The following is a 21,668-nucleotide window of genomic DNA, read 5'->3' as shown; positions in this document are numbered from 1 at the left end:
AATATCTCCTTTATCAGGTATTCAACAGGTAGCTGTAGAAAGCCGTGTTGCGCTGCCAGCCCAGTGTTTCGTAAAGGCGCTGGGCCGGTTCGTTTTCGACCTGGGTCATCAGCACTAGCCGCGCCACGCCGTGCTCGTGGGCAAGCGATGCCGCGGCCTCCATCAGCGCCCGGCCGGCCCCTCGCTGGCGGGCGTTTGGGGCGACGTAAAGGTCGTTCAGCGTCCAGCGGGCGTTCAGGCCGACGGTGGAGAGCCCGGGAAATATCTGCACGAACCCGTCGAGTTCGCCGCGTTCGTCTTCGCTGACCAGAATGAACGAATCCCCCAGCCCGAAGCGCTGTTCCAGAAAATGGCGGGCGGCGCTTACATCGCCGGGCTGTTGGTAGAACTGACGGTACGCATCCAGCAGCACGGTCAACGCTTCGAGATCGTTCATTACGGCGGCTCTGATCGTCATGAGCTTTTCCTCTTGACTGGCTGTTGGACGATTCAGTCTCGCGCTATAGTGGCCCCTTGGTAAGAGCCACTTTTTGCAATATCGGGGGGACCAGTGAGCCAGCGCGCTACCGCCAGTGATTGGATCATCGATGCCCTGGCGCTGCGGGTCACCCCGCACGCTGCCGCGCCGTTAAACCGCCAGCTCTACACGACGCTACGCGACTGGATACAGCGCGGCGAGCTGGGCGCCGGCAGTCGTTTGCCTTCGTCACGGCGGCTGGCAGGCGGGCTAGCGCTTGGCCGCAATACGGTACTCGCCGCGTTGGAGCGGCTGGTGGCCGAGGGCCTGGTGGTCTCGAAAAAGGGCGCGGGGCTTTACGTTGCCGAGCTGCCCGCTTTCGCCGCCCCTAATGCGCCGCCGCCGCCCGCCTCGTTCAGCCCGTCCCAACGGGGCCAGGCGCTGTTGGAGCGCTGCGCCACGTTGAGCGAAGCGCATCCGGCGTTTGCCCCCGGCGTTCCGGGGCTCGATCTTTTTCCCCACGCCCAGTGGCAGCGCCTTTTGCGCCGCCACTACCGCCAGGCCGATAGCCAGTGGCTTGGCTATCAAACTCAAGGCGGCCTGCCCGCCTTAAAAGAAGCGCTTTGCGAGTACCTGACGCTCTCCCGCGCGGTGCGCTGCCACCCGGCGCAGATCGTAATTACCCAGGGCGCCCAGCAGGCGTTCGAACTCATCACCCAGCTCTTGACCGATCCCGGCGACGGCGTATGGATGGAGGAGCCGGGCTACGGCGGCGCGCAAACCAGTTTTCTGGCCGCCGGGCTCGATCTGATCCCCGTGCCGGTGGATGACAACGGCCTAAACCCGGCACGCTGCCCGGCGGGCTCCAAGCCGCCACGGCTGATTTACGTCACGCCCTCGCATCAGTACCCCACCGGGGTGACCATGCCGGTACCCAGGCGCTTGGCGCTCTTGGAGCAGGCCGCCGCCCAGGATGCCTGGCTGGTCGAGGACGACTACGACAGCGAGTTTCGCTACGATATTGCGCCGGCGCCTTCGCTTCAGGGGTTGTCGGAGACGGCGCGGGTCATTTACATCGGCACGTTCAGCAAGGTGCTCTACCCCGGGCTTCGCCTGGGTTATATCGTGCTGCCCGAGGCGCTGGCGGACACCTTCCGGCTGGCCAACGCCCGCCTTCACCGAGAGGGGCATTACCCGCTGCAGGCGGCACTGGCCGAGTTCATCACGAAGGGGGATTTTTCCCGCCATATCGGACGAATGCGAAGCTGCTATCGTCAGCGCCAGGCCTGCCTGCGCCGGGCGCTGGCACCGGCAGTCGAAGCCGGGCTGACCCTGTCGTCCGGCCATGCCGGTATGCACCTGGTCTCCGAGCTTGAAAACGTGCAGCAAGAGCGCGCGCTCGTCGATAGGGCGCGAAAGGCCGAGGTGACGCTGTCACCGCTTTCCCGCTACTATATGGGCCAGCCCCAGCGTGCCGGGTTGGTGCTGGGCTACGCCGGAGCGAGTGAGGACGAACTCTCTCGCGCCGGCCGCTGGCTCAGCCAGGCGTGGCTCGAAGTAACGCGCGACCCGTCAAACGGCGCCACCGGCTAATGCGGCAGGCATCTTAAATGCCCGCGGCTTCAATGTTTCAGCTATCTTCATTAAAGCAGCCTGGCGTCTTCAAAGCGCCCGCGACCAAAAGAACGCCATCGGGTCACGTATTCCCGATGTAGCGTCTTGTAGTAGGGTAGCGCTTTAAACGCACATCTATACACCCAACAGTCCGGGAACACGGCGTTCCCCATGAGGTTAACGTGGTTCAACCGCTCTCTTCACCCGCCCCCTCACACGCATCACGATACAAGGCGTGGAGCGTGCACGTGTTAACGGCCAGCGGTGTGCTGCTGGGCACCATGGCGCTTCTGGCGCTGGTCGATGACAACCCGGTGGCCTGCCTTTTGTGGCTAGGCGCGGCGATGATGATCGACGGTTTCGACGGCACGCTAGCGCGCAAGTACGAGGTCAAAACGATCCTCCCGCACTTCGACGGCTCCACCCTGGACATGGTCATCGATTACCTGACCTGGGCGTTCATTCCTGCGCTTTTCATCTACTACTTCATCGACCTGCCCGCCGGGTTCGAGCTGCTGGCGGTGTTCACCATCCTGCTCTCGTCGATGTTCTGCTTTTGCAACGTGGACATGAAAAGCCAGGATAACTACTTCGTCGGCTTTCCCGCTGCCTGGAATATCGCCGCGGTCTACTTCTATATTCTCGGCTTCCCCGCTTGGGTCACCTTTGCCGGCATCATCTTTCTGGCCGTGCTCACCGTTACCAAGATGAAGTTTCTCCACCCCTTCCGGGTGCGCCGGTTCATGCCGGTCAATATCGCCATCACGCTTTTATGGTGCGTGTGCGCCACCGCACTGGTGCTTTCAAGCCCGCAACACGCAGGCTGGGCGCTGGTGGGGCTCGCGGTATCCTCGATCTACTTCGTGGGCATGTGCGTGTGGCGCACCGCCCAGGAGTGGTTCGAGTAAACGATGTCCCTCACGCCGCGCCAAATCGAGCACTTCGAAGCCCTGGCCGCCGAGACCGACGGGATCGATCTCGAGGTATACGAGCGCTTCGAGCGCGACCCGCTTAAACCGATCATCGGCCTGGGCGAGCCCCATTTGCGGGTCGGCTTTTTCGGCCGCGACCCGGGCCGGGACGAGGTCCGCCATGGCGACCCGTTCATCGGCGCCGGCGGCCAACTGGTGAGAAAAGCGCTTTATGAGCGCCTTTACGGCGAAGAATTGCCGGACTTCGAGGCCTCCCGCGCGGTGGGTGAGCACTTTTTCTGGATCAACACCGTGCCCTACAAACCGATTGGCAACAAGGCGTGGTCGATGAAGGTCAAGCGCCGCTTCCACCCCTTAATTAGTGAGGTAGTAGTTGCAGACTGGCAGGGCCAGGATTTGATCACCCTGGGGCGCGAGGCGTTTTTATGGTTCGGGATTAATCGTTCCAAGGAGGAGCGCGCCCGGCTCGAGGCGTTCTGGAAACGTGACGACCGCTTCGAGAGCAGTATCGATGTGACCCTCGAAGACGGTAAAGGCGAGGCGCGCAGCGTCACGCTTCATCCGCTGCCCCACCCCTCCCCGCTCAACCAGACCTGGTACACCCGCTTTCCCGGTTTATTGAAGCAGCGCCTGGCGCAGTTGGACGTACGCCAGGACACTCTGCGGCTTTAAACGGCGCCGCCGGCGCCCGGCGGCGCCAGCTCGGTAATCTCGATGATCTCGGTGAGCTTCGCTTCCAGCAGCGCTTGGGTGTGCGGCGCCTCGTAGTGGGCCTTTAGCCCCGCCTTGCCTTCCCAGCACTCCCAGAGCAAAAAATCCCCGGCCCGCGCGCTATCTTCCAGCACCTGAAACTGATGGCAAGCGGGCTCTTTTTGGGTCGCTGCCTCCAGCTGCAGAAGTCTTTCCCGGGTTTCATCAAGGCGCTGGAAGTCGGTGGCGCGGATACGCGCGCATAGATAGTAAGCCGTCATGTCGTTCTCCTTTAGGGTCAGGAGACGTAGCGTACCCGGCCAGCCTGCCGGCCTGTAGCGCCAACCTTTCAAAGCCGTTTTTCAGAAGTGGAAAGCAAGTCGCGGGCGGTAGCTAAACCGAAAGCCCGATCCCGCGCAGCACGATCGAGGTCACCGACTGCACCGCTTTCTCGAATTGCATGTCGCTAAGTGGCTGGTCGTCGTTGAGCAGCTCGACCTGGTAGTCGAAGTCAGCGTAGTGCTGGGTGGTGGCCCAAATCATATAAAGCAGATGCGAGGGATCGACCGGCGCGATTTGATGGGAGGCCACCCATTCGGCGATCTTAGCCTCTTTGAGCTTGGCCCAATCGAACAGGTTCTCGCGCAGGCGTTCCTTGAGAATCGGCGCGCCCTGCATGACCTCCGCCGCCCATACTTTCGAGCCCTGGGGGCGATAGCGCGAGTGGTTCATCTTGGCGCGAATATAGCTCGAAAGCACCACGCGTGGGTCATCGTAGAGCTCGAAGCAGAGCGCATCCTGTTTCCAAAGCGTTAACAGGGCCAGCAGCACCTCCTGGTAGAGCGCCTCTTTAGTCGAGAAGTAGTAGTGCACATTGGACTTGGGCAGCCCCGCCCGGGCGGCGATCTCGGCCATGGAGGCGCCGGCGTAGCCTTTTTCCGCAAACAGCTGCTCCGCCGCCTCGAGAATGTTCTTGACGTTGGTTTGCCGAATTTCATCCTGGGTTCTCGCCACGCGATACACATCCCTTTCCATTCAGTGACCTAAAAAAGCACGCCCCCACAGGTGAAGACGCTGTGACGATTACCCGAATAGCCACTAACGTCAACTCCAAGCGGTGGATGATTAGCCAGACGCCTTCTCACACCCTGTACAGCAACAGCCTTGAGCCCTCTCGCGACCAAAGCTTTCTTTGCCGTTTTGTATATTAGAAGCCGTTGGAGTAGGCTAACCGGAGTGCCTGGGAGCCCGCCAAACATGGCCGGGCATCGTCCGTTGGTTCGACATGCATGTGTCGAACATTTATCTATTCAAGGAAGCGCTCCATGAAGTGTACGGCCTGCCAAGAAGGCAAACTCGTTCCCAGTTTTCTCGACTCGCTCTTTCGCTGTCATACCTGCGAAAATTGCGGCGGCAACTGGCTGTTGATCGAAGACTATATCAGCTGGAAAGAGCGCCACCCCGAGCACGTGTTCGACGATGACCACATCGAAAACATCGATGCCGAAGACACCGTGGGCGCGATGATCTGCCCGGTCACCGGCGGCATCATGAGTAAGTTTCGTATCAGCAAGGACCACAGCCACCGCCTGGACTACAGCGCGCGGGTCGGCGGGGTCTGGCTCAATCGGGGCGAGTGGGAAATGCTGGTGGCGGAAGGCCTGGCGGGTAATCTGAACGCCATTCTCACCGATCACTGGCAGCAGCGCATTCGCGCGGAAAGAACCAGCGACACCTTCGCCGACCTCTACCGCCAGAAGTTTGGCGATGAAGATTACGAGAAGGCGCTAGCGATTCGCCAATGGCTTCACGACCACCCGCAAAAGCCGGACCTGCGGGCGTTCCTGATGGCCGAGAACCCGTTTTCCGCCGTCGAATAAACGCGCAAGGCGGGCCCCAGGGGATACTGTTCAGCACGATACTGAACCCGAGGCTATAACCGCTCGGGCAGGCTATTGGTGTTGTCCAGCCGCGGTTCCTGCTCCAGCAGTTGGGCTCGCCAAGTCGGAATCTCCTGCTCATCCACATCCAGGCGCTTCAACCACTGGTCCGCCGCCCAGCCGGTCAGGCGCAGCTCGCCGTGGCGGGAGCCGCCGTGTAGATCCCCGACCGTTTCGCAACGGATATCCTTGAGCAGATGATTCAACAGCACGTAGGGGGCTGGTTTAGGGTCTTCAGCATCGCCAGCAATATAAGCATAAGCCCCCGACTGGATAACCACGCTAGCGCCTAAATCATACAAGGCAAAATGGCTACCAGGCAGCTGCGCTTGCAGGGAATCCCGCCCCCCGGCCAATTGCAAACGCCCCTGATTGAGTAGCGTCAGCCAACTGACGGTTTTGATCTTAGTGTGTTTGAACTGGGGGCGGTTTGCCAATAACCCAGCCGTCCCCGCATCCAAGCCGGGCATACGATCAGCCATAAAGGCCTCGGTCGGCTCGTTCTCACTCCGGTTGGTCACAGAAAGGTTGAAGGCATGCCCCGCATAGCCCTGTTCTGGGTTTAGCAACCGTGCAAAGTCCAAGAATAAACGCAGGAAGTTTAGCGGATGCTGCTCTTGATAGAGTAGCGGGATGGAGAATTCTATTACACTAAGGTCACGCCCAATTTTCGCCTGCCAAGCTGCTCGTCCAGATATTCTAAAGTACCAAGCACTCGCATCATTGGATTGCTTACCGCTGGTGTAGTAAAAGCTCAGCGGGTAATTTTCATCCATGCGAGACAACAGCTCGCGCAGCGATCGAGCCTGGGCATAAGGCGTCAACGGTCTTCCCTCTGGCGACTCTTCACGCCACAGCCAGGTAAGATGGGGCTCCGCCAGACGTTTGAACGCATCGAAACACTGGCACAGCGCCTCGCGCACCTCAGGTGTATGCGCATTCTTGAAGTAGAGCGTGCCCCTCAGGCAAATCACGGCGCCGATATACTCTTCGGGTCCGCCTTTCATTAAAAGGTTGCCGGGGATTTCCAGTAAATGGGGATGCTTAGCTAATTCTTCGGCCAGATCAAAGGGTAATTTCACAGCAGCCTCCCCTGAATTAGTGAGCAGAAGTGGGCGAAGGCGCATGCGATGCCCGGCCAAGAACCCTTAAGGCGCTAGAGATTCGCCAGTGGCTTCAAGAACACCCATAAAAGCCGGATCTCCCGGGTAATGCCGATCAGTTAAGGCTTTTGCCTACCCATAACGAGCGGTAAATCTATTGTAGCAGCGCGTTGCGCTGCGTCGCTGGCTAAAGCCTGCTCTTACGAGAGATGGGGCACGACTCCATTGTAGGAGCCCAATTCCATTGGGCGATGGCGGCGATAGCCGCCCTTCGGTGGCGACGGCACTTTTGGTTGCCATCATCACCAACCCCGGCAGCGCGTTGCGCTGCATCGCTGGCTGAAGCCTGCTCCTACAAGGGATGGATGCAAGATTTCGTTGTTGTGGAGCCCGCTTCAGCGGTAGTCCGACCATTCGGCGAATGGCGCCGTCAGGCGCCTTGGCCAAGCCACCCGTCGCGAGCTAAATCTCCGTACCACAGGGGCTAGCCAAGCTTAACTGATCGGCATTAGGATCTCCCGAGTGTTTTTAATGAGCGAGGATTCTTTTTCCGCCGTCGAATAGCGCGGGTAAGTCGGGCGTACCTGCGAGGCCGCGAAAACGCGGCTTGACCATCAAACGTCGCCGATAATGACCGTGCCCGAGCCTTCGATCACGGTATTGCCGTGGGCGCCGACGCTACTGAGAACGGCGGCGGGCTTGCCGTTGATGAATACCGAGGAGGAAACGGTCCCGGTGATGGGGCTTCCACAGGCCGACTTGTCGCCGAGCCGTGCCGCGGACAATCCGTCGTGAAACACGTCGGGGGAGCCCTCGACCAGCGGGTTGGTTCCGTGCCCGGGGATCGGGCACGCGGTGTCGTCGGTCACACGTGCTGCTGGCTTGCCACTCATGGTCGAACTCCTTGAAAAAACGTGTTTTCGGCTGTCACACCCGGTACGTCATAAGGCCTCATCAGCCTTCGTCCTGGCGCGTCTTGCCCCACTGCCCAACACCTTCGGCAATCAAACTCAGTTGGCGCACCACCAACGCGCCGGTTTCTTCGTCGCCGCCGGTGAGCTGGCGGCGCTTGAACTCGCGCTTGATCTCGTCCCAGCGCGCTTTTTCGTCCTCGCTTAGTGTGCCGCGCAGCTCCTTGAGTTTGAGCAGGTTCTCCTCCGCGCCCTGGGTGAGAAGCTGGGCTTCGCCCACGTAGTGGTCGTCGATGATCGCCTCGAGCTCGGCGTCGCTGAGGATGGGCGATATCTTCTCCGCCAGGCGGTTCATGTTGCGGTAGCTGCCCTGGAGGCGAAACGACGGCTCGGTGCGGTACTCATCGGCCTGGGCGCTGGAGGCGATGTACTGCTGATTGACTCGCAGAACCACCTCGCGCACCTTGAACATGTTCTTGAGCACGGCCAGGATCTCTTCGCGCTCTGCGCCGCTGTAGTCGTGCTCGAAGTCGGTGCTGGGCACCTCGCGCCCCTGGGCCTGGTCGACGAAGCGGTAGAAGTCGTCCAGCCCGCGGGTAGAAAGCGGCGCCAGCACCGTGTTGGCGCTCATCGAGTTCTCGATATAGGAGAGCGCGAACACCTCTTCCATGCCGCTCAATACGTCGCCCAGGTTGTAGACATCGGCGCGGTTGGCGAGCATGTCCGGCACCTTGAAGACGTCGCCGCTTTCGGTGTAGGGGTTGCCCGCCATGGCGATGCAGAAACGCTTGCCGCGCATATCGTAGGTTTGGGTGCGTCCGTTCCAGATGCCGTCGATTCGCCGGCTGCCGTCGCACAGCGAGATGAACTTCTGCAAAAACTCCGGGTGCGTGTGCTGGATGTCATCGAGATAGAGCATGACGTTGTTGCCCATCTCGAAGGCCAGGTTCAGCTTGATCAACTCGGCCCGCGCGGTGGAGTGGGTGGCGGACTCCGGGTCCAGCGACGTCACGTCGTGACCAAGGCTTGGGCAGTTGATCTTCATGAAAATCAGCCCCAGCCGGTTGGCAACGTACTCCATCAGCGTCGTTTTGCCGTAACCCGGCGGCGAGATCATCATCAACAGGCCGCTGTTATCGGTGCTGCGCGACTCACCGACGGTACCCATCTGCTTGGCGAGGTTGTCGCCGATGATGGGCAGGTAGCTCTCTGTAATCAGCTTGTTACGCACGAAGGAGTTCAGCGGCTTGGGCAGGTACTCCTCGAGTCTCAAGCGTTCGCGCTGCTCGCGCAGAATGATCTGGCGGCGCTCCTGAAGCTGTGTCCAGTCGCGAATCACCACGTGCTCGTGGTGGCGCAGCCGCTGTTGGAAGTCGTCGAGCTGTAGCGCAAGGCTCTGCTGATCCAAACGTTCGTGCTGGCCAATCAGCCCCTCGACGGTGAAGGCGAGCTCGACGCTGTGGGCACTCGTCGTCAGCCGCTGGGCGGTGTTGAGCAGCGCAATGGCTTCGGGCAGATAGTGCAGCACGCCCTGCTGGCCGGCCTGGCGGGCGTGGGCCTGGAGCCAGTGGGACGTAATCGTCCAGCGCGCGCCAGGCTGGCCTTTGACCACCGCCAGCGCCTCCTGAAAATGGGCGTAGTGCCCCTGGCGCTGCATGGTTTCGATAAAGCCCTCGGTGAGGGCCGCGGCGTATTGCGTGGTCGAGAACGCCTCGCCTTCCTCGGCAAGCTGGCGTACCAGAAACTCCGCGGCGCTGTCGCGCTCGGCGGGCCCGCCCGGGAGCGCATGGTGCTCAACAAAGGCGCTTAGCTTTGGCGCGATCTCGCCGATCAGCGCGCGCAGCAGGTCTTCGCTTTGCATGATGCGGCTCAAAATCCCCGCGGACAGGCAGCGCGCGCGCAGGTTGCGCGCGGCTTCGTCGTCACTCAAGCGATCCGCCCAAAACAGCATGGCCAACGCCCGCGGCAGCGGCCCGAAGCCGAGCAGCCCGGCGCTCTGGCGGGCGGGCCACAGCGTGCGCACGATCAAGGCGGCGTCGTGGTCGTGGATGCCCTTCTCGTAGCCTTCCCGGTAACGCGGCGAGGCAAACGTGGCGATCTCGCGCTGCAGCACCTCGGTGTCTTCAACGTTAATGGGCGCGGCGTCGGGCTTAGCCAGCGCCTCCATGAAGCGGTAGGCCAGGTACTCCGCCCGGTAGACCTGGCGGCTTTCGGAAGGCAGCGACATGCTCCAGTAGCCGCTAAGCGCACTCAGGCGCTCATCCGTCAGCGGCTCGTAATACTGGGTGCCAGTCAGGTGCAGCATGATGCGCTCGTCCCGCGGGACCAGGGTCAAATCCAGATGCTGCTGGTTGACGCTGAAGCGGTGGCGCGGGCCCAGGCGAATCACGTTGCCGCCGGATTCGAAGATATCGGCGCGGTCGCGCACGCTGCGCAGCGCCGCATCCTGGGAGGCGCGCAGGCGTCCGCCGATGTCGTCGGCCTCCAGGTTGGCGCCGAAACCGCGCAGCTCCTCCACCATGCTGCGCACCTTGCCCACCATGGCATCGGCGGCGAAGAAGCTGTGCAACTCCTCGAGGGTTTCGAAGCGCTCGGTGCGCTGGACGACGTTGTCGAGAATGCGCCGGCTGGCGTCGGTCAGGGTGGTGACGCGGCGCTGGCGCTCGTCCTGGAGCTGCTGGCGGCGGCTTTCGATGCTTTCGTGGGCGCTTTCACGCTGCTCGAGGATCGTGGTCAAAAATTCGTCATACTCGCCGAACTGGCTCTCGAGCTCCTGCAGCTGGTCGAGTATGCGCGTCATCAGCTGGTCGCAGTCGTCCGGCTCGCGAAGGGCGCCCACGCCGTTGGCCAGGCTCTGCTCGAACAGGCGAATCTGGGCGGCGAACTGGGCCTGGGCCTCGGCGCTGCCCTGCTCGCGCAGGCGGATTTCCGCCTTCGAGCGCTGCTGGTTGATGCTGGCGTAGATGCTCGAGATATTCTCGGTAATGCGCGTCTGCTCCTGGGCGTCGCCGCCGGGCATCGACGAGAGCAGCCCCTGGATCATGTCGAGACCAGCGGTCAGCTCGCGGTAGCGCTCGACGCACTCCGCCAGCGCCTTGCGGTTTTCCGCTTCGCTGACTGCGGTTTTGATCTCGTCGAGGGTGGCGCGATACCCCTCGAGCGCCTCCGGCGTTGCGAGAAACGAAAACGTCTGCTCGGTCAGCGACGCCTCGGCTTTATCCAGCGCTTGCTCGAGCTCGGCCAGGCGCGCCGTATCGAGATAGCGCCGCTCGCCCAGCGCCATCAGCCGCCCGCGGTGATCGCGCAGCTTTTTCAGGTAGGTGACGAACAGATCCGGCGTTTTCCAGCTGCTCGGTTTGAGCTCGCGCAGAAGCGCCGACTGGGCCTTTTCGAGCTCATTCAGGGCCTCGGCGGTCTGCGCGCGGATTGCCTGTACTTTCTCGTACTCGTCGAGCATCAGCTCGGCGGTGTGCTTGAGCTGTTCGAGCACGGCGTGAATGGCGGAGAAGTCCGCCTCGCCCATCCAGTAGAACTGATTCAGCGTGCGGTCCACCCGACGGATGATCGCGTTGAAGTGGCGCTCGTTGGCCTGACCGTCGCCGGCCAGTTGAACGATGCTGTTGAGCTCGGCGATGCCGCGCACCAGCTCCGGGTTGCCGATCCGCCCCATGGGCGTGTCGTTGCGCACCGCCTCCTGGGCGTGAAAGCCTTCGGACATGAACGGCGTCGCCCACACCTGAATGGGGTGCACCAGGGTCGGCTCGTCCTCGGCGTAGAAAATCGCCAGGTGGCCGTTTTCGAGCACCGCGGCGCCGTGGCCGACCATGGGGGTATCGACCTCTTTGCGGATCAGGTTGTAGCGGTACAGCACGACCTGCCCGGTACTGACGGCGTAGAACACGTAGAGCACGTCCTCGCCGTTGGGCGAGCGCACGACGCGCTTGAAGCGCAGATCCTCTTCGGGCACCTCGAACGTGGTCAGCTCGCCATTGTTGAGGTAGCACCCGGTGGGAAAGATGATGCCGTGGTTTTCCGGAAGCTCGACCACCGAGCCCGCCATGGCGTCGATGCGTTTGACGTGCTGCTCGCCGCGATTAAACAGGTAGTAGCGCCATTCGCCTTCGTTGAAGGGCAGAATGCGCACCAGCAGCACCGCGCCCAGGTCGGCGTACTCGAAGGTGGCGTCGTCCAGCGACTGGGAGTCCGAATCGACCGGGTCGCTGAAGATCCCTTCGCCGCTTTTGGTGTTGTTCTCGATCTTGAACGTGATGTTACCGCCCAGGTTGTCGACGAACACCGTATCGAGAATGTTCAGGTGCGGCGCACGGCCCTGCTCCTGCAGGTCGCGCCCGGCGCTTTGCCAGGCGAAAGCGAAGCGCTCGGGAAAAACCAGGTCGCGCTCGCCGCGGTTGTCGATATAGCGGCTTACCTCGCCCTGGGCGCTGAGTTCCCAACGGAAAACCCGCAAGTCGGTGAGCTTTTCGCCGATCTGAAACGCCACCAGCAGCTTGCCGTTTAACGTGGCCATCTGCGAAAGCGTGGCGTTGCTGTAATACTGCTGTAGCTCGCGAAAATCGCGGACGAACTGTTCGTCGGTTAGAAAGCTTTCGGCCAACGTGCTTTCGGTGAGTTCGAGCCCGTCGTCGTCATCCTTGAGATGATAAAGCGCGAAGACGTCGCTTGCCTCGAGCGCCTTGCGAAGCCCTAGCTGAACATTGAAGCCGAACAGAATCTGGCCGCCGATACGCACCATGTCGCGGGCGATGGCGTTGTTCTCGGTCCGCACCCGGGCGCGTCCCAACAGCGCCATGTTGCTGGTGCCGAAAACCTCGGCGCGCGCGTCGTTCAAACGCGTCACCGACGCGCCCAGCTCGCTTGCCTGGGTGGTCAGCCGGCGCTGAATGGTCTCGAAGGCCGAGCTCTCCCTGACGAGGTTCTCGACGGCGTCCTTCGACGTAGTATCGCTTGATCCAGTGTCCTTCGACATCGTGTCCATCCTGAATGAGTGCTCGCGAGACAAGGGCTCACGACAAAACAAAAAAGACCGCACGTGGCGAACACCTGCGGTCTTTCAAAGGCGCTACAAGGCGGCGGTTAAACCGTTTCGGACGACTTTTTCGCGCCCAGGGCGCGGTCGGCCAGGCCTGCAAGGGTGGCCTGCAGCGCCGGCGATTTGTCGAGCACGCCCTGAATGGACTTGCCGTAACCGATACCGGTGGCGAACTTCTCGAAGATGTCGCCGTCGCCGCCGATCAGCTCGAACTTGGCGTTTTGCAGGGCAGCGGCCATGACCTTGCCGTTTTCCAGCATACCGACACGATGCGCCTCGATCTGGGCCATCACTTCCTTCTCGTGAACCTCCAGGTTCATGCGGAACTCTTCGAAGTTGCGCGCTTCTTCGGACATGTTGTCGTAGGCGCGCAGCTTCTCGACCAGGCCGTTGGCCTCGGCCTTGGCCATCGCCTCACGGGCCTTGGCCTTGGCGGTGCCCAGCTGCTCTTCGCCCATGGCTTCGGCTTCCAGGCGCTGTTCGAGCACGCGCACCTCGGCCATGCCGGCATCTTCGTCGGCCTTGGCATTGGCGGTTTTGACTTCCGCCTGGGCCAGGCCCTCGCTGCGCTGGGCGTGGGCCCGCGCTTCCAGCACCTGGGCTTCGGCCAAACCATCCGCCGCGGCCAGTGCCTGGTGGCCGCGCGCCTGCTTCTCTTCGGCGGCGGCGCGCTTCTCGGCGGAATCCAGCTCGGCCTGAGCGCGGATGACGGTTTCTTCGGCTTCGAGCTTGGAGCGCTCGAAGACCGCTTCGGCGGCGCGCACTTCCTTGAGTTTGCTCTCTTCGGCCTCGGCCTGGGCGGCGGTCAGGCGAGTGACTTTCTTACGCTCGGCTTCGGAGCGGTTGCGAACATCGTTGATGTTCTCTTCTTCTTCGGCCACGCTGCGCTCGACGGCGATGCGCTGGCTGGTAATCTCGGCAATGTCCTTGCGCTCTTCTTCCAGCGCTTTCTCCATGCCGATCCGTTCGATCTCGACTGCCCGCTCGCGGTTGACGTCCTCGAGCTCCTTGGCCTGGCGAATACGCACTTCTTCGATCTGGACGGCGCGCTCGCGGGCCTTGGTCGCCATCTCGATCTGGCGCTGCATGTTCTCGTCGGCAATCGCCAGCTCTTCATCGGTCTTGATGCGAGCGGCTTCGCTCTTGGAGCGCTCCTGCTGGCTGACCTGCTCGGCTTCGGACTCTTCGCGCGAGCGTAGGCTTTCGATCTCGCGGCGCTGGCGCGCCTCGGCGTCGGCCTGGGTACGCTCTAATTCGAGCGCCGCTTCCCGTGCCGAGACGTTCTTGCGCTGCACCTCGAGATCTTGATCGCGCTCGAGCCGGTTGGTCTCGACATTGTGCTTCGCGGTGATCTCGGTGATGCACTTGATACCTTCGGAATCAAGAATGTTGTTCGGGTCGAGCGAGCTCTTGGGCGTCTGCTCCAGGTAGTCGATCGCCACGTCTTCGAGCACGTAGCCGTTGAGATCCTGACCGATGGTTTCGACGATGGCGTCGCGGAACTGCTGGCGCTCGTCGAACAGCTGCATGAATTCCATCTTCTTACCGACGGTCTTCAGTGCCTCGCTGAACTTGGCGTTAAAAAGCTCGTTGACGGCGTCGCGGTCCGAGGCGCGGTTCACGCCCACGGACTTGGCCACCCGCAGCACGTCTTCGGCGGTCGCGTTAACGCGCAGGTAGAAGGCCACGCTGATGTCGGCGCGCAGGTTATCCCGGCAAATCAAGCCCTCTTTGCCCGTCCGGTTGAGCTCGAGGGTAATGACCGAGATCTGCATGGTTTCGGCGCGGTGAATCACCGGCAGGACCATCGCCCCCGTGAAATAGACCTTCGGCGTGGTCGCCAGGTCGTTGACGATCAGCGCCTGGCCCTGGTCGATCTTGCGGTAGAACGTTTTAATGAGCGATAAAATCGCCAACAAAAGAACCACAATGATGCCAATGACAAAAAGCGTTGGCATGAGCCACGGTAAGTCCATTTTTTCTCTCCTGTTAACGGGGGGTCAGTCGTTCGAGCCGGCGTTGAAATCGTCTTCCGGGATGACCCGGTAGGCGTCTTCATCGGCCAGGTAGTTAATCAAAATCGCACGGTCCCCCCGTACCAGCGGTTTGTCGCTGCGCACCTGAAGGATGAGATGGTCGCCGTCGATATAGGCGTCGGCGCGCCCGCGGGCTCTGTCGACGCTGCCGGAGCGGATCGTACAAAGCGTGCCGGCCAGGCGCTGCTCGGTAGGCAAATGCAGCGCGGGCTTGAAGAGCGGGCGCAGCGGCTTGATCAGCCAGGAGGTAATGAAGATACCCACGAAGAACCCGAGGACCAGCACGACCAGGCCAAAGAGCCCGTATAAAAGCCCGGCAGCGACGTACTCCCCCACCAAGAGCTCGGCGAAATAGCTAAACAGCCAGCCAAACAGCACGACCAGGGTAACGGCCAGCGGTAGCGGTACGCCCTTGAGGCCTAACGTCGCCAGCAGGCCGCCGGCGTCCACGGAGCCATCGGCGCCGTCCATATCGCCCAGGTCGTCACCGGTCATGCCAGACAGCGAGATCAGCCAGTAGATGACGGCCACGCTGAGCAGAATGGTGAAAATCACCGTCGGGAAGGTCGAAATGATCGAGATAAATAAAGGCATGCGCCTTCTATTCCTTGAAAGCCGGGTCAGGATGGCGCTCGCAGCGAACGCCCTGCGCGATAGTGAGAGTCAGCGAGAGCAGGCGCACCGCGCGATATTTTCCTGCCCTCAGGATTAGCAAAAACTACAGGAGCGATGCTTAAAAGCAAGATATAAGGAGTTTTTAAGCGATCACTTACATAGCGTGTAGGCAATCTCTTACATTTCGAGTTAATTCGACTTTAGTTATTAAAAAATTGAATGGAAAACCACCCCTAGCGTACCGCGTTCACTAATCCTCTGGCTGAGCAATGCCGCCTAAAGAGCGCAAGCCCAGCGATTAAGGGAAAGGCATCACTTGGCCGCGCGGGCATAAAAAACCCGCCTTCGGCCGAGGCGGGTATTGAGGTGCGACGTTCAACGCCTGCGCCAAGCGACAGGCGCCGGATAAACCGTTACTCGGCTTCGAAGATAACCGGGTACTCCTCGACGGGTTCGTCGCAGGCTTCGGCGGCGCGGTATTCGATGAGGTGAAAATCGGCGCCCTGCCACTGCCAGGTGCGTGCACCGCCACAGCCGCCAGCGCCGCGATCCTTGTACTGATCACTCAGCACCGCGGTATCGGCATCGAACGTTGGGTCGAAAAGTTGATCGGCGCCGGTCCAACTGCCGTTACGCCACTGGGCGAAGAGCAGCTTGCGCGGATCGGCGTCCTCGGCCTGATAGATCGCCTCATAAGTGGTCTGGTAGGCACCAGCGTTGCACGGCACCAGCCACAAATCGCCACTGACCAGATCATCCTCGATTTCGTGATGCTGCGGCGCGATTCCCCGGGCGGGGTCGATCGGCCCACAGGCCTCACCCACCAGTGCGGCTACCTCTTCCGGCAACTCATGGGGCGCCGAAGAGGCCTCGTCCATCTGCGCGGCGGCAAAGCCGGCGGAAACCGTCAGCGTCGCGGCGGTCAACCAGCTTAGTGTGCGTAACGTCATATCCACCTCCTGTTTGTGGTTTGCCTTGGATAACGTTTTTCGACAAGCGCTCAAGCGTGCTGGCTACTTCATAACGCATTGTTTGGCCGTCTGTCACGTGGCTATCCCGGTTTAGCTGATTGTTTCAGAGCGATTCGCCCCCGCGCCGGCGGGGAACGGAACGGCATGTAAAAACCAATGAAGAAATCAACGTACAGATTGAAGCGTGTAACGTTACGCGCTACATTGCTATCGACATTCACAACATGGGAGGGGTTAGCAATGCGAGGATTAAAAAGATTAAGCACAAGGGTTTGAAACGGCTCTACACGCATGGTGAAACACAGGGAGTCCAGCAAGATCATGTCGTCGATTTGAGAGAAATACTTTCAGCACTGGACGATGCCGTAAAACCCAAGGATATGGATTTGCCCGGGTTGGATTTTCACCCTTTGAAAGGCAAGAGAAAGGATTTTTTCTCGGTGCATGTAAACGGTAATTGGGTGGTCATATTTACGTTTGAAGGCGACCAGGCAACCCTTGTCGATTATTTGGATTACCACTAGTGGCGGCGCATCTTGATAACTGGCTCGGTACGGTTATCAAGGTGCACCGAACAGGTTATTGCCGGCGATGCCGGTAGCCGGGATGGCACCACCTTTAAATAGAGTAGAGAGACTCAAAAAATGACGATGATGAACCCGCCCCATCCAGGTAGTTTATTGCGCCGTCGGATCGTTCCGGCGCTGGGACTGACGGTCACCGAATTTTCCGAAAAGCTGGGCATGTCACGCGCGGCTGTATCACGCGTATTGAATGAGCGCGCCAGCATCTCCCCTGATTTTGCCGTTAGGCTCGAACATGGTGGCATCGGTAATGCCCGGCATTGGCTAGCAATGCAGTCGAGTTACGAGTTGTGGCAGGCTGAGCGCAAAGAGCAGAATCACATAGATAATTTTGCTACTGCTTGACTGGGTCTAATACCCAACCATAAAGCCCGGTGTACTGCGACGCCGGGCTTTTTGGGTATCAAGGAAGCTGTGTAAATCAAAACGATGATCTGATTAAACCGCAGAGACTATATGCGTCTTGATAGACGACTCACCCCACGTCTACGCGGAATGCTTGAACCTCGACATTATAACGCGCGGTGCGACCAAGGGGCTTGTTACGCAAGCGAGGCCCGCGACTCTTCCACCATCTCCCCCGCCAATTCACCCACCGTACGCACCGCGCTTTCCATCGCCGGCGTGAGCGTGAACGCGTAGTTCAGCCGCAGGCACTGGCGAAACTTGCCCGAGGCGGAGAAGAGCGACCCCGGCGATATATGAAGCGCGTGGGGCGCCAGGCGTTCGTTCAGGCGTACGCAGTCCACCGCGGCGGGCAGCTCTACCCAGAGTAGAAAGCCGCCCTGGGGGTAGCTGATGGCCGTACCGTCGGGGAAGTAGCGCTGCACCCAGTTGATCATCACATCGCGCTGGCGCTGGTACTGGCGAATCGCAAAGCGCAGGTGGCGATCGAAATAACCCTTGGCGACGAACTCCGCCACGGCCAACTGGGGGAGCGTGGCCGAGGCGCCGGTGGAGACGTATTTCATATGCAGCGCCTGGTCGCGGTAGCGCCCCGGCGCCATCCACCCCACCCGAAGCCCGGGGCCCACGGTTTTCGAAAAGCCGCTGCACAGTAGTACCCGGCCATCGTCATCGAAGGATTTCACCGTGGGCGGTCGGGGCTGGCTGAATGACAGGTCGCCGTAGATGTCGTCTTCGATGATCGCCACGTCAAAGCGCTGGGCGAGCTGGAAGAGCGCCCGCTTACGCGCGGCGGGCATGGTGTAGCCCAGCGGGTTATTAAAGGTGGACGTGACCTGAATGGCGCGGATCGGCCACTGCTCAAGCGCCAGCTCCAGAGCTTCCAGGCTGATGCCGGTTTGCGGGTCGGTGGGAATTTCGAGCGCCTTTAGGCCGCTGGCCTTGAGAATTTGCATGGTGCCGTAGAAGCTGGGTGAATCCACCGCGACCACGTCGCCGGGCTGGGTCAGGGTGCGCAGCGCGATGGACAGCGCCTCCTGGCAGCCGGTGGTGACCACGATGTCGTCCGGGTGGAGCAAACAGCCCGAGGCGACCGCCAGGCGCGCCACCTGCTGGCGAAGCTCCGGGCTTCCAATCAGCTTGTCGTAGTTGAAGCCGTGAAGGTCGGTGCGGCGGTGCAGACCCGAGAGAATCCTGGAAAGCGGGTTGAGCGTTTCGTACTCGAGATTGGGTATGCCGCGCCCCAGCAGCAGGCGCTGGTCGTCACGCTGAGTGGCGACCATCTCGAGCACCTGGTCCCACTGGGAAACGTCCAGCGGGCGCTGGGCCGGGCGCGACACCGAAGGCAACGCCGCCGGCGCCCGGCGGGCCAAAACGAAGTAGCCCGACCGCGGTCTTGATTCGATCACCGCCGAATCCATCAGTTGGCGATACGCCTCCTGGGCGGTGGAAATACTCACATCCAACTCCTGGCACACGGCGCGAATCGAGGGTAGCCGCTCGCCCACGGGGTAAATATTGTGCTCGATGCGCTCGCGCAGAATACCCGCCACTTGCTCGTAACGCGTCATACCAGTCTCCCGATGAACGCTCCAACGACCATACAGATTAAAGGAGTTTTACCCTACAGAGCGCTAACATCGGCCCTCTGTATCTTAAAATCAATAAATCCTACATCTGTATCCTCAAGCAGGCGCCAGTTACCTTGGGAAAGCCCTCCCAAGGAGACTCGCCATGCCCCGTTTCAGCCTAAACCTGCTTCGCGCTACCCTGCGCAAGTACCGCGAACGCCGCCGCAGCCGCCGCCAGCTGTTAACCCTCGACGACCGCCTGCTGCGCGATATCGGCATGAGTCGCGCCCAAGTCAATCGCGAGGCCAAGCGCCCGTGCTGGCGCAGCTCAATGCCCAAAGGAGACCCGTATGACACGCGCTGATTACTACCTGCTCGATGTATTTACCGATCGACCCTTTACCGGCAACCCGCTGGCGGTGTTTCTGGAAAGCGACGCGCTCGACACACCCACCATGCAGGCGATCGCCCACGAACTGAACCTGGCGGAAACGGTGTTTCTGGGCACGGCCAAAGCGCCCGGGCACTATCCAATGCGCATTTTCACCCCAATCGAGGAGCTGGATTTTGCCGGCCACCCCACCGTGGGTACCGCTCAGCTGCTTGCCGAACTTGGCCTGGTCGAGCGGGAGCAAACGCTGGTATTGGCGCCGCCGGTAGGCGAGTTGGCCGTACGCTTCTCGGATACAAAAGCCACCTTCACGACCGCCCGGGCGGCCAGCATCGACACGAGCTCGCTCAGCCGCGAAGGGGCCGCAGCCCTTTTAGGGCTTGAACCTGGCCAGGTAATGGGCGAGCCGGTCGTCGCCTCCTGCGGGCTGGCGTTTCATCTTGTCGAGCTGAGTGATGCCAAGGCCCTGGGCGCCGTGCAGGTGTCCGCCGCCGAGTGGAACGCCACGATCGCCCCGAGCGGCGCCGAGCAGGTCTATCTGTACGTGCGGGAAACCGACACCAATAACGCGGGCGCCATTCGCAGCCGCATGTTCTCGATGCACGATAGTCTTTGCGAGGACCCGGCCACCGGCAGCGCGGCGGCGGCGCTTAGCGGCTATTTGGCTACCCAGGGTGATATGCGCCGCTGGATGATTCACCAGGGCGTCGAGATGGGCAGGCCTAGCGTGATCGAGACTGAAATGAACGGCGATTTGGTGGACGTGAGCGGCCAGGCGGTACTCGTGGGCAAAGGCACGCTCTACTTACCGGATTAACATGAACAAGCCCCACCCGGTTATCCGGATGGGGCTCTCAATGCCGCTGCGCCAGGCGCTAACGCCTGGCGCTTCTCATCAACTCTGGTTGGCAGGAAACGAGAACTCCGCACGGGTCGCTTCACTAACCGACGGCCAGCGCTGAGAAACCGCCTTGCGCCGGGTGTAAAAGCGCACCGCGTCGGGACCATATGCGTGCAGATCGCCAAACAGCGAGCGCTTCCAGCCGCCGAAGCTGTGGTAGGCCACGGGCACCGGCAGCGGTACGTTGACGCCGACCATGCCCACTTCGATGCCGTCGGTGAAGCGGCGCGCCGCTTCGCCGTCGCGGGTGAACAGGCACGTGCCATTGCCGTACTCGTGGTCGTTGATCAGCTGCATGGCGTCGTCCAGGCTGCCCACGCGCACCACGCAGAGCACCGGGCCGAAGATCTCTTCCTGGTAGATGCGCATATCCGCGGTGACGTTATCGAACAGGCAGCCGCCGACGAAGTAGCCGTTTTCATGGCCTTTTACGGTAAGCTCGCGGCCGTCGGCGACCAGTTTTGCCCCGGCGTTCACGCCCTCTTCGATAAAGCTCAGCACCTTGTCGCGGTGCTCGGCGGTGACCAGCGGGCCCATGTCCAGGCCCTTGTCGGTTCCCGGGCCAACCTTGAGATCGGCAATCCTGGGCAGCATGGCGTCCACCAGCCGGTCGGCGGTTTCATCGCCCACGCACACCGCGACCGAAATCGCCATGCAGCGCTCGCCGCAGCTACCGAACGCCGCGCCCATCAGCGTGTTGGCGGCGTTGTCGAGATCCGCATCCGGCAGCACCACGGCGTGGTTCTTCGCCCCGCCCAGGGCCTGGACGCGCTTGCCGTTGGCGGTGCCGCGGGTGTAGATCGCCTCGGCCACCGGGGTGGAGCCCACGAACGAGACCGCCTTCACCGCCTTGGCGTCCAGCAGGGTTTCCACGGCTTCGCGGCTGCCGTGGACCACGTTCATCACGCCATCCGGCAGGCCCGCTTCTTTCAAAAGCTCGGCCACGGCCATGGTGGACGACGGGTCTTTCTCCGAGGGCTTCAAAATGAAGCAGTTACCGCAGGCGATCGCCATGGGATACATCCAGAGCGGCACCATGGCGGGGAAGTTGAACGGCGTGATGCCGGCCACCACGCCCAGCGGCTGAAAGTTCGACCAGGCATCTATCCCTGGGCCCACGTTGTGGGAGTACTCGCCTTTCAAAAGCTCCGGCACGCCGCAGGCGTACTCGACGTTCTCGATGCCGCGCTTGAGCTCGCCCAGGGCGTCTTCCGGCGTCTTGCCGTGCTCTTCGCTAACGAGCTGCACCAGGCGCTCTTCGTTGTCTTCGAGAAGCTGCTTGAAGCGGTACATCACTTGGGCGCGCTTGGCCGGGGGCGTATCGCGCCAGGCCGGGAACGCGGCCTGGGCGGCTTCGATTGCGCGCTCGACATCCTCGGCGCTTGCATCGCACACCTGGCGGATGACTTCGCCGGTCGAGGGGTTGGTGACGTCCAGCGTGCGCGGGCTTTCGACGCGCTCGCCGTTGATGAAATGAGAAACAACGCTCATCGCTTT

The 21,668-nt window shown here is 61.4% G+C and carries 19 protein-coding genes; 8 read left to right on the top strand and 11 right to left on the bottom strand.

Features of this window, described 5'->3' with window-relative positions; translation table 11 throughout:
• Positions 1-13: 13 nt before the first annotated feature.
• Positions 14-457, bottom strand: coding sequence for an N-acetyltransferase family protein (locus ACWHRL_RS02100; protein WP_447895034.1), 444 nt, complete (start codon positions 455-457; stop codon positions 14-16).
• A 93-nt stretch (positions 458-550) separates the two neighbouring features.
• Here ACWHRL_RS02100 and pdxR point away from each other — a divergent pair, with 93 nt between their 5' ends.
• The 3 genes from pdxR to ACWHRL_RS02085 all read left to right on the top strand — a co-directional run bounded on the left by pdxR (position 551) and on the right by ACWHRL_RS02085 (position 3,675).
• Positions 551-2,050 carry a MocR-like pyridoxine biosynthesis transcription factor PdxR gene (pdxR, locus tag ACWHRL_RS02095; protein ID WP_447895033.1) on the top strand — a complete coding sequence of 500 codons (1,500 nt, stop codon included), beginning with the start codon at positions 551-553 and terminating at the stop codon, positions 2,048-2,050.
• Positions 2,051-2,253: 203 nt separating this feature from the next.
• Positions 2,254-2,979, top strand: coding sequence for a phosphatidylcholine synthase (pcsA, locus tag ACWHRL_RS02090; protein WP_447895032.1), 726 nt, complete (start codon positions 2,254-2,256; stop codon positions 2,977-2,979).
• 3 nt (positions 2,980-2,982) lie between these two features.
• The gene (locus tag ACWHRL_RS02085) at positions 2,983-3,675 is read left to right on the top strand and encodes a uracil-DNA glycosylase family protein (RefSeq protein ID WP_447895031.1); all 693 of its coding nucleotides are present in this window, start codon (positions 2,983-2,985) and stop codon (positions 3,673-3,675) included.
• On the opposite strand, the gene ACWHRL_RS02080 is transcribed toward ACWHRL_RS02085, so the two are convergent.
• Together ACWHRL_RS02080 and ACWHRL_RS02075 are read right to left on the bottom strand one after the other, a co-directional pair.
• A complete protein-coding gene (locus ACWHRL_RS02080) occupies positions 3,672-3,974 on the bottom strand; it encodes a putative quinol monooxygenase (RefSeq protein WP_447895030.1) in 303 nt (100 codons plus the stop codon). The two genes, ACWHRL_RS02085 and ACWHRL_RS02080, sit on opposite strands and share 4 nt — an antisense overlap.
• Before the next feature lie 112 nt (positions 3,975-4,086).
• Positions 4,087-4,707: a TetR family transcriptional regulator C-terminal domain-containing protein gene (locus ACWHRL_RS02075; RefSeq protein ID WP_447895029.1), complete on the bottom strand. Its 621-nt coding sequence runs from the start codon at positions 4,705-4,707 to the stop codon at positions 4,087-4,089.
• Between the two features lie 311 nt (positions 4,708-5,018).
• On the opposite strand from ACWHRL_RS02075, the gene ACWHRL_RS02070 reads away from it, so the two are divergent.
• Positions 5,019-5,573, top strand: a complete 555-nt coding sequence (locus tag ACWHRL_RS02070; protein WP_447895028.1) for a zf-TFIIB domain-containing protein — start codon at positions 5,019-5,021, stop codon at positions 5,571-5,573.
• A gap of 53 nt (positions 5,574-5,626) precedes the next feature.
• Here the strand turns inward: ACWHRL_RS02070 and ACWHRL_RS02065 are convergent, their stop codons facing one another.
• The 6 genes from ACWHRL_RS02065 to ACWHRL_RS02040 all read right to left on the bottom strand — a co-directional run bounded on the left by ACWHRL_RS02065 (position 5,627) and on the right by ACWHRL_RS02040 (position 16,298).
• The gene (locus ACWHRL_RS02065; RefSeq protein WP_447895027.1) at positions 5,627-6,715 is read right to left on the bottom strand and encodes a type VI immunity family protein; all 1,089 of its coding nucleotides are present in this window, start codon (positions 6,713-6,715) and stop codon (positions 5,627-5,629) included.
• Between the two features lie 635 nt (positions 6,716-7,350).
• Entirely contained in the window at positions 7,351-7,629 is a 279-nt protein-coding gene (locus tag ACWHRL_RS02060) for a PAAR domain-containing protein (RefSeq protein WP_447895026.1), read from the bottom strand.
• 61 nt (positions 7,630-7,690) lie between these two features.
• Positions 7,691-12,634 carry a DNA repair ATPase gene (locus ACWHRL_RS02055; RefSeq protein WP_447895025.1) on the bottom strand — a complete coding sequence of 1,648 codons (4,944 nt, stop codon included), beginning with the start codon at positions 12,632-12,634 and terminating at the stop codon, positions 7,691-7,693.
• 107 nt (positions 12,635-12,741) lie between these two features.
• Entirely contained in the window at positions 12,742-14,673 is a 1,932-nt protein-coding gene (locus ACWHRL_RS02050; RefSeq protein WP_447895024.1) for an SPFH domain-containing protein, read from the bottom strand.
• Positions 14,674-14,697: 24 nt separating this feature from the next.
• Positions 14,698-15,327, bottom strand: a complete 630-nt coding sequence (locus ACWHRL_RS02045; RefSeq protein WP_447895023.1) for a hypothetical protein — start codon at positions 15,325-15,327, stop codon at positions 14,698-14,700.
• A 434-nt stretch (positions 15,328-15,761) separates the two neighbouring features.
• On the bottom strand, positions 15,762-16,298 hold the full coding sequence (locus tag ACWHRL_RS02040) for a DUF1176 domain-containing protein (protein WP_447895022.1): 537 nt from the start codon (positions 16,296-16,298) through the stop codon (positions 15,762-15,764).
• A gap of 119 nt (positions 16,299-16,417) precedes the next feature.
• Here ACWHRL_RS02040 and ACWHRL_RS02035 point away from each other — a divergent pair, with 119 nt between their 5' ends.
• On the top strand, positions 16,418-16,843 hold the full coding sequence (locus ACWHRL_RS02035; RefSeq protein ID WP_447895021.1) for a type II toxin-antitoxin system RelE/ParE family toxin: 426 nt from the start codon (positions 16,418-16,420) through the stop codon (positions 16,841-16,843).
• Between the two features lie 120 nt (positions 16,844-16,963).
• The gene (locus ACWHRL_RS02030; protein WP_447895020.1) at positions 16,964-17,248 is read left to right on the top strand and encodes a HigA family addiction module antitoxin; all 285 of its coding nucleotides are present in this window, start codon (positions 16,964-16,966) and stop codon (positions 17,246-17,248) included.
• 197 nt (positions 17,249-17,445) lie between these two features.
• On the opposite strand, the gene ACWHRL_RS02025 is transcribed toward ACWHRL_RS02030, so the two are convergent.
• Positions 17,446-18,879 carry an aminotransferase-like domain-containing protein gene (locus ACWHRL_RS02025; protein ID WP_447895019.1) on the bottom strand — a complete coding sequence of 478 codons (1,434 nt, stop codon included), beginning with the start codon at positions 18,877-18,879 and terminating at the stop codon, positions 17,446-17,448.
• Between the two features lie 163 nt (positions 18,880-19,042).
• Here ACWHRL_RS02025 and ACWHRL_RS02020 point away from each other — a divergent pair, with 163 nt between their 5' ends.
• Together ACWHRL_RS02020 and ACWHRL_RS02015 are read left to right on the top strand one after the other, a co-directional pair.
• Positions 19,043-19,243 (top strand): DUF1127 domain-containing protein, encoded by a 201-nt coding sequence (locus tag ACWHRL_RS02020; protein ID WP_447895018.1) that lies wholly within the window; start codon positions 19,043-19,045, stop codon positions 19,241-19,243.
• Positions 19,230-20,087 (top strand): PhzF family phenazine biosynthesis protein, encoded by an 858-nt coding sequence (locus ACWHRL_RS02015; RefSeq protein ID WP_447895017.1) that lies wholly within the window; start codon positions 19,230-19,232, stop codon positions 20,085-20,087. Before ACWHRL_RS02020 ends, ACWHRL_RS02015 begins: the two co-directional genes overlap by 14 nt.
• Positions 20,088-20,165: 78 nt before the next feature.
• Here ACWHRL_RS02015 and ACWHRL_RS02010 read toward each other — a convergent pair whose 3' ends face one another.
• Positions 20,166-21,662: a CoA-acylating methylmalonate-semialdehyde dehydrogenase gene (locus ACWHRL_RS02010; RefSeq protein ID WP_447895016.1), complete on the bottom strand. Its 1,497-nt coding sequence runs from the start codon at positions 21,660-21,662 to the stop codon at positions 20,166-20,168.
• Between the last annotated feature and the right edge of the window lie 6 nt (positions 21,663-21,668).

This window comes from Vreelandella sp. GE22 (assembly GCF_968212445.1).
Note: the sequence above shows the minus strand (reverse complement) of the source record. Positions and strands in the feature narration are given on the sequence as shown.

Bases quoted from the DNA above. Each gene is read 5' to 3' on its own strand.
- ACWHRL_RS02100 (WP_447895034.1), bottom strand. From the start codon at position 457: ATGACGATCAGAGCCGCCGTAATGAACGATCTCGAAGCGTTGACCGTG.
- ACWHRL_RS02085 (WP_447895031.1), top strand. From the start codon at position 2,983: ATGTCCCTCACGCCGCGCCAAATCGAGCACTTCGAAGCCCTGGCCGCC.
- ACWHRL_RS02080 (WP_447895030.1), bottom strand. From the start codon at position 3,974: ATGACGGCTTACTATCTATGCGCGCGTATCCGCGCCACCGACTTCCAG.
- ACWHRL_RS02070 (WP_447895028.1), top strand. From the start codon at position 5,019: ATGAAGTGTACGGCCTGCCAAGAAGGCAAACTCGTTCCCAGTTTTCTC.
- ACWHRL_RS02060 (WP_447895026.1), bottom strand. From the start codon at position 7,629: ATGAGTGGCAAGCCAGCAGCACGTGTGACCGACGACACCGCGTGCCCG.
- ACWHRL_RS02055 (WP_447895025.1), bottom strand. From the start codon at position 12,634: ATGTCGAAGGACACTGGATCAAGCGATACTACGTCGAAGGACGCCGTC.
- ACWHRL_RS02050 (WP_447895024.1), bottom strand. From the start codon at position 14,673: ATGGACTTACCGTGGCTCATGCCAACGCTTTTTGTCATTGGCATCATT.
- ACWHRL_RS02045 (WP_447895023.1), bottom strand. From the start codon at position 15,327: ATGCCTTTATTTATCTCGATCATTTCGACCTTCCCGACGGTGATTTTC.
- ACWHRL_RS02040 (WP_447895022.1), bottom strand. From the start codon at position 16,298: ATGACGTTACGCACACTAAGCTGGTTGACCGCCGCGACGCTGACGGTT.
- ACWHRL_RS02030 (WP_447895020.1), top strand. From the start codon at position 16,964: ATGACGATGATGAACCCGCCCCATCCAGGTAGTTTATTGCGCCGTCGG.
- ACWHRL_RS02025 (WP_447895019.1), bottom strand. From the start codon at position 18,879: ATGACGCGTTACGAGCAAGTGGCGGGTATTCTGCGCGAGCGCATCGAG.
- ACWHRL_RS02020 (WP_447895018.1), top strand. From the start codon at position 19,043: ATGCCCCGTTTCAGCCTAAACCTGCTTCGCGCTACCCTGCGCAAGTAC.
- ACWHRL_RS02015 (WP_447895017.1), top strand. From the start codon at position 19,230: ATGACACGCGCTGATTACTACCTGCTCGATGTATTTACCGATCGACCC.
- ACWHRL_RS02010 (WP_447895016.1), bottom strand. From the start codon at position 21,662: ATGAGCGTTGTTTCTCATTTCATCAACGGCGAGCGCGTCGAAAGCCCG.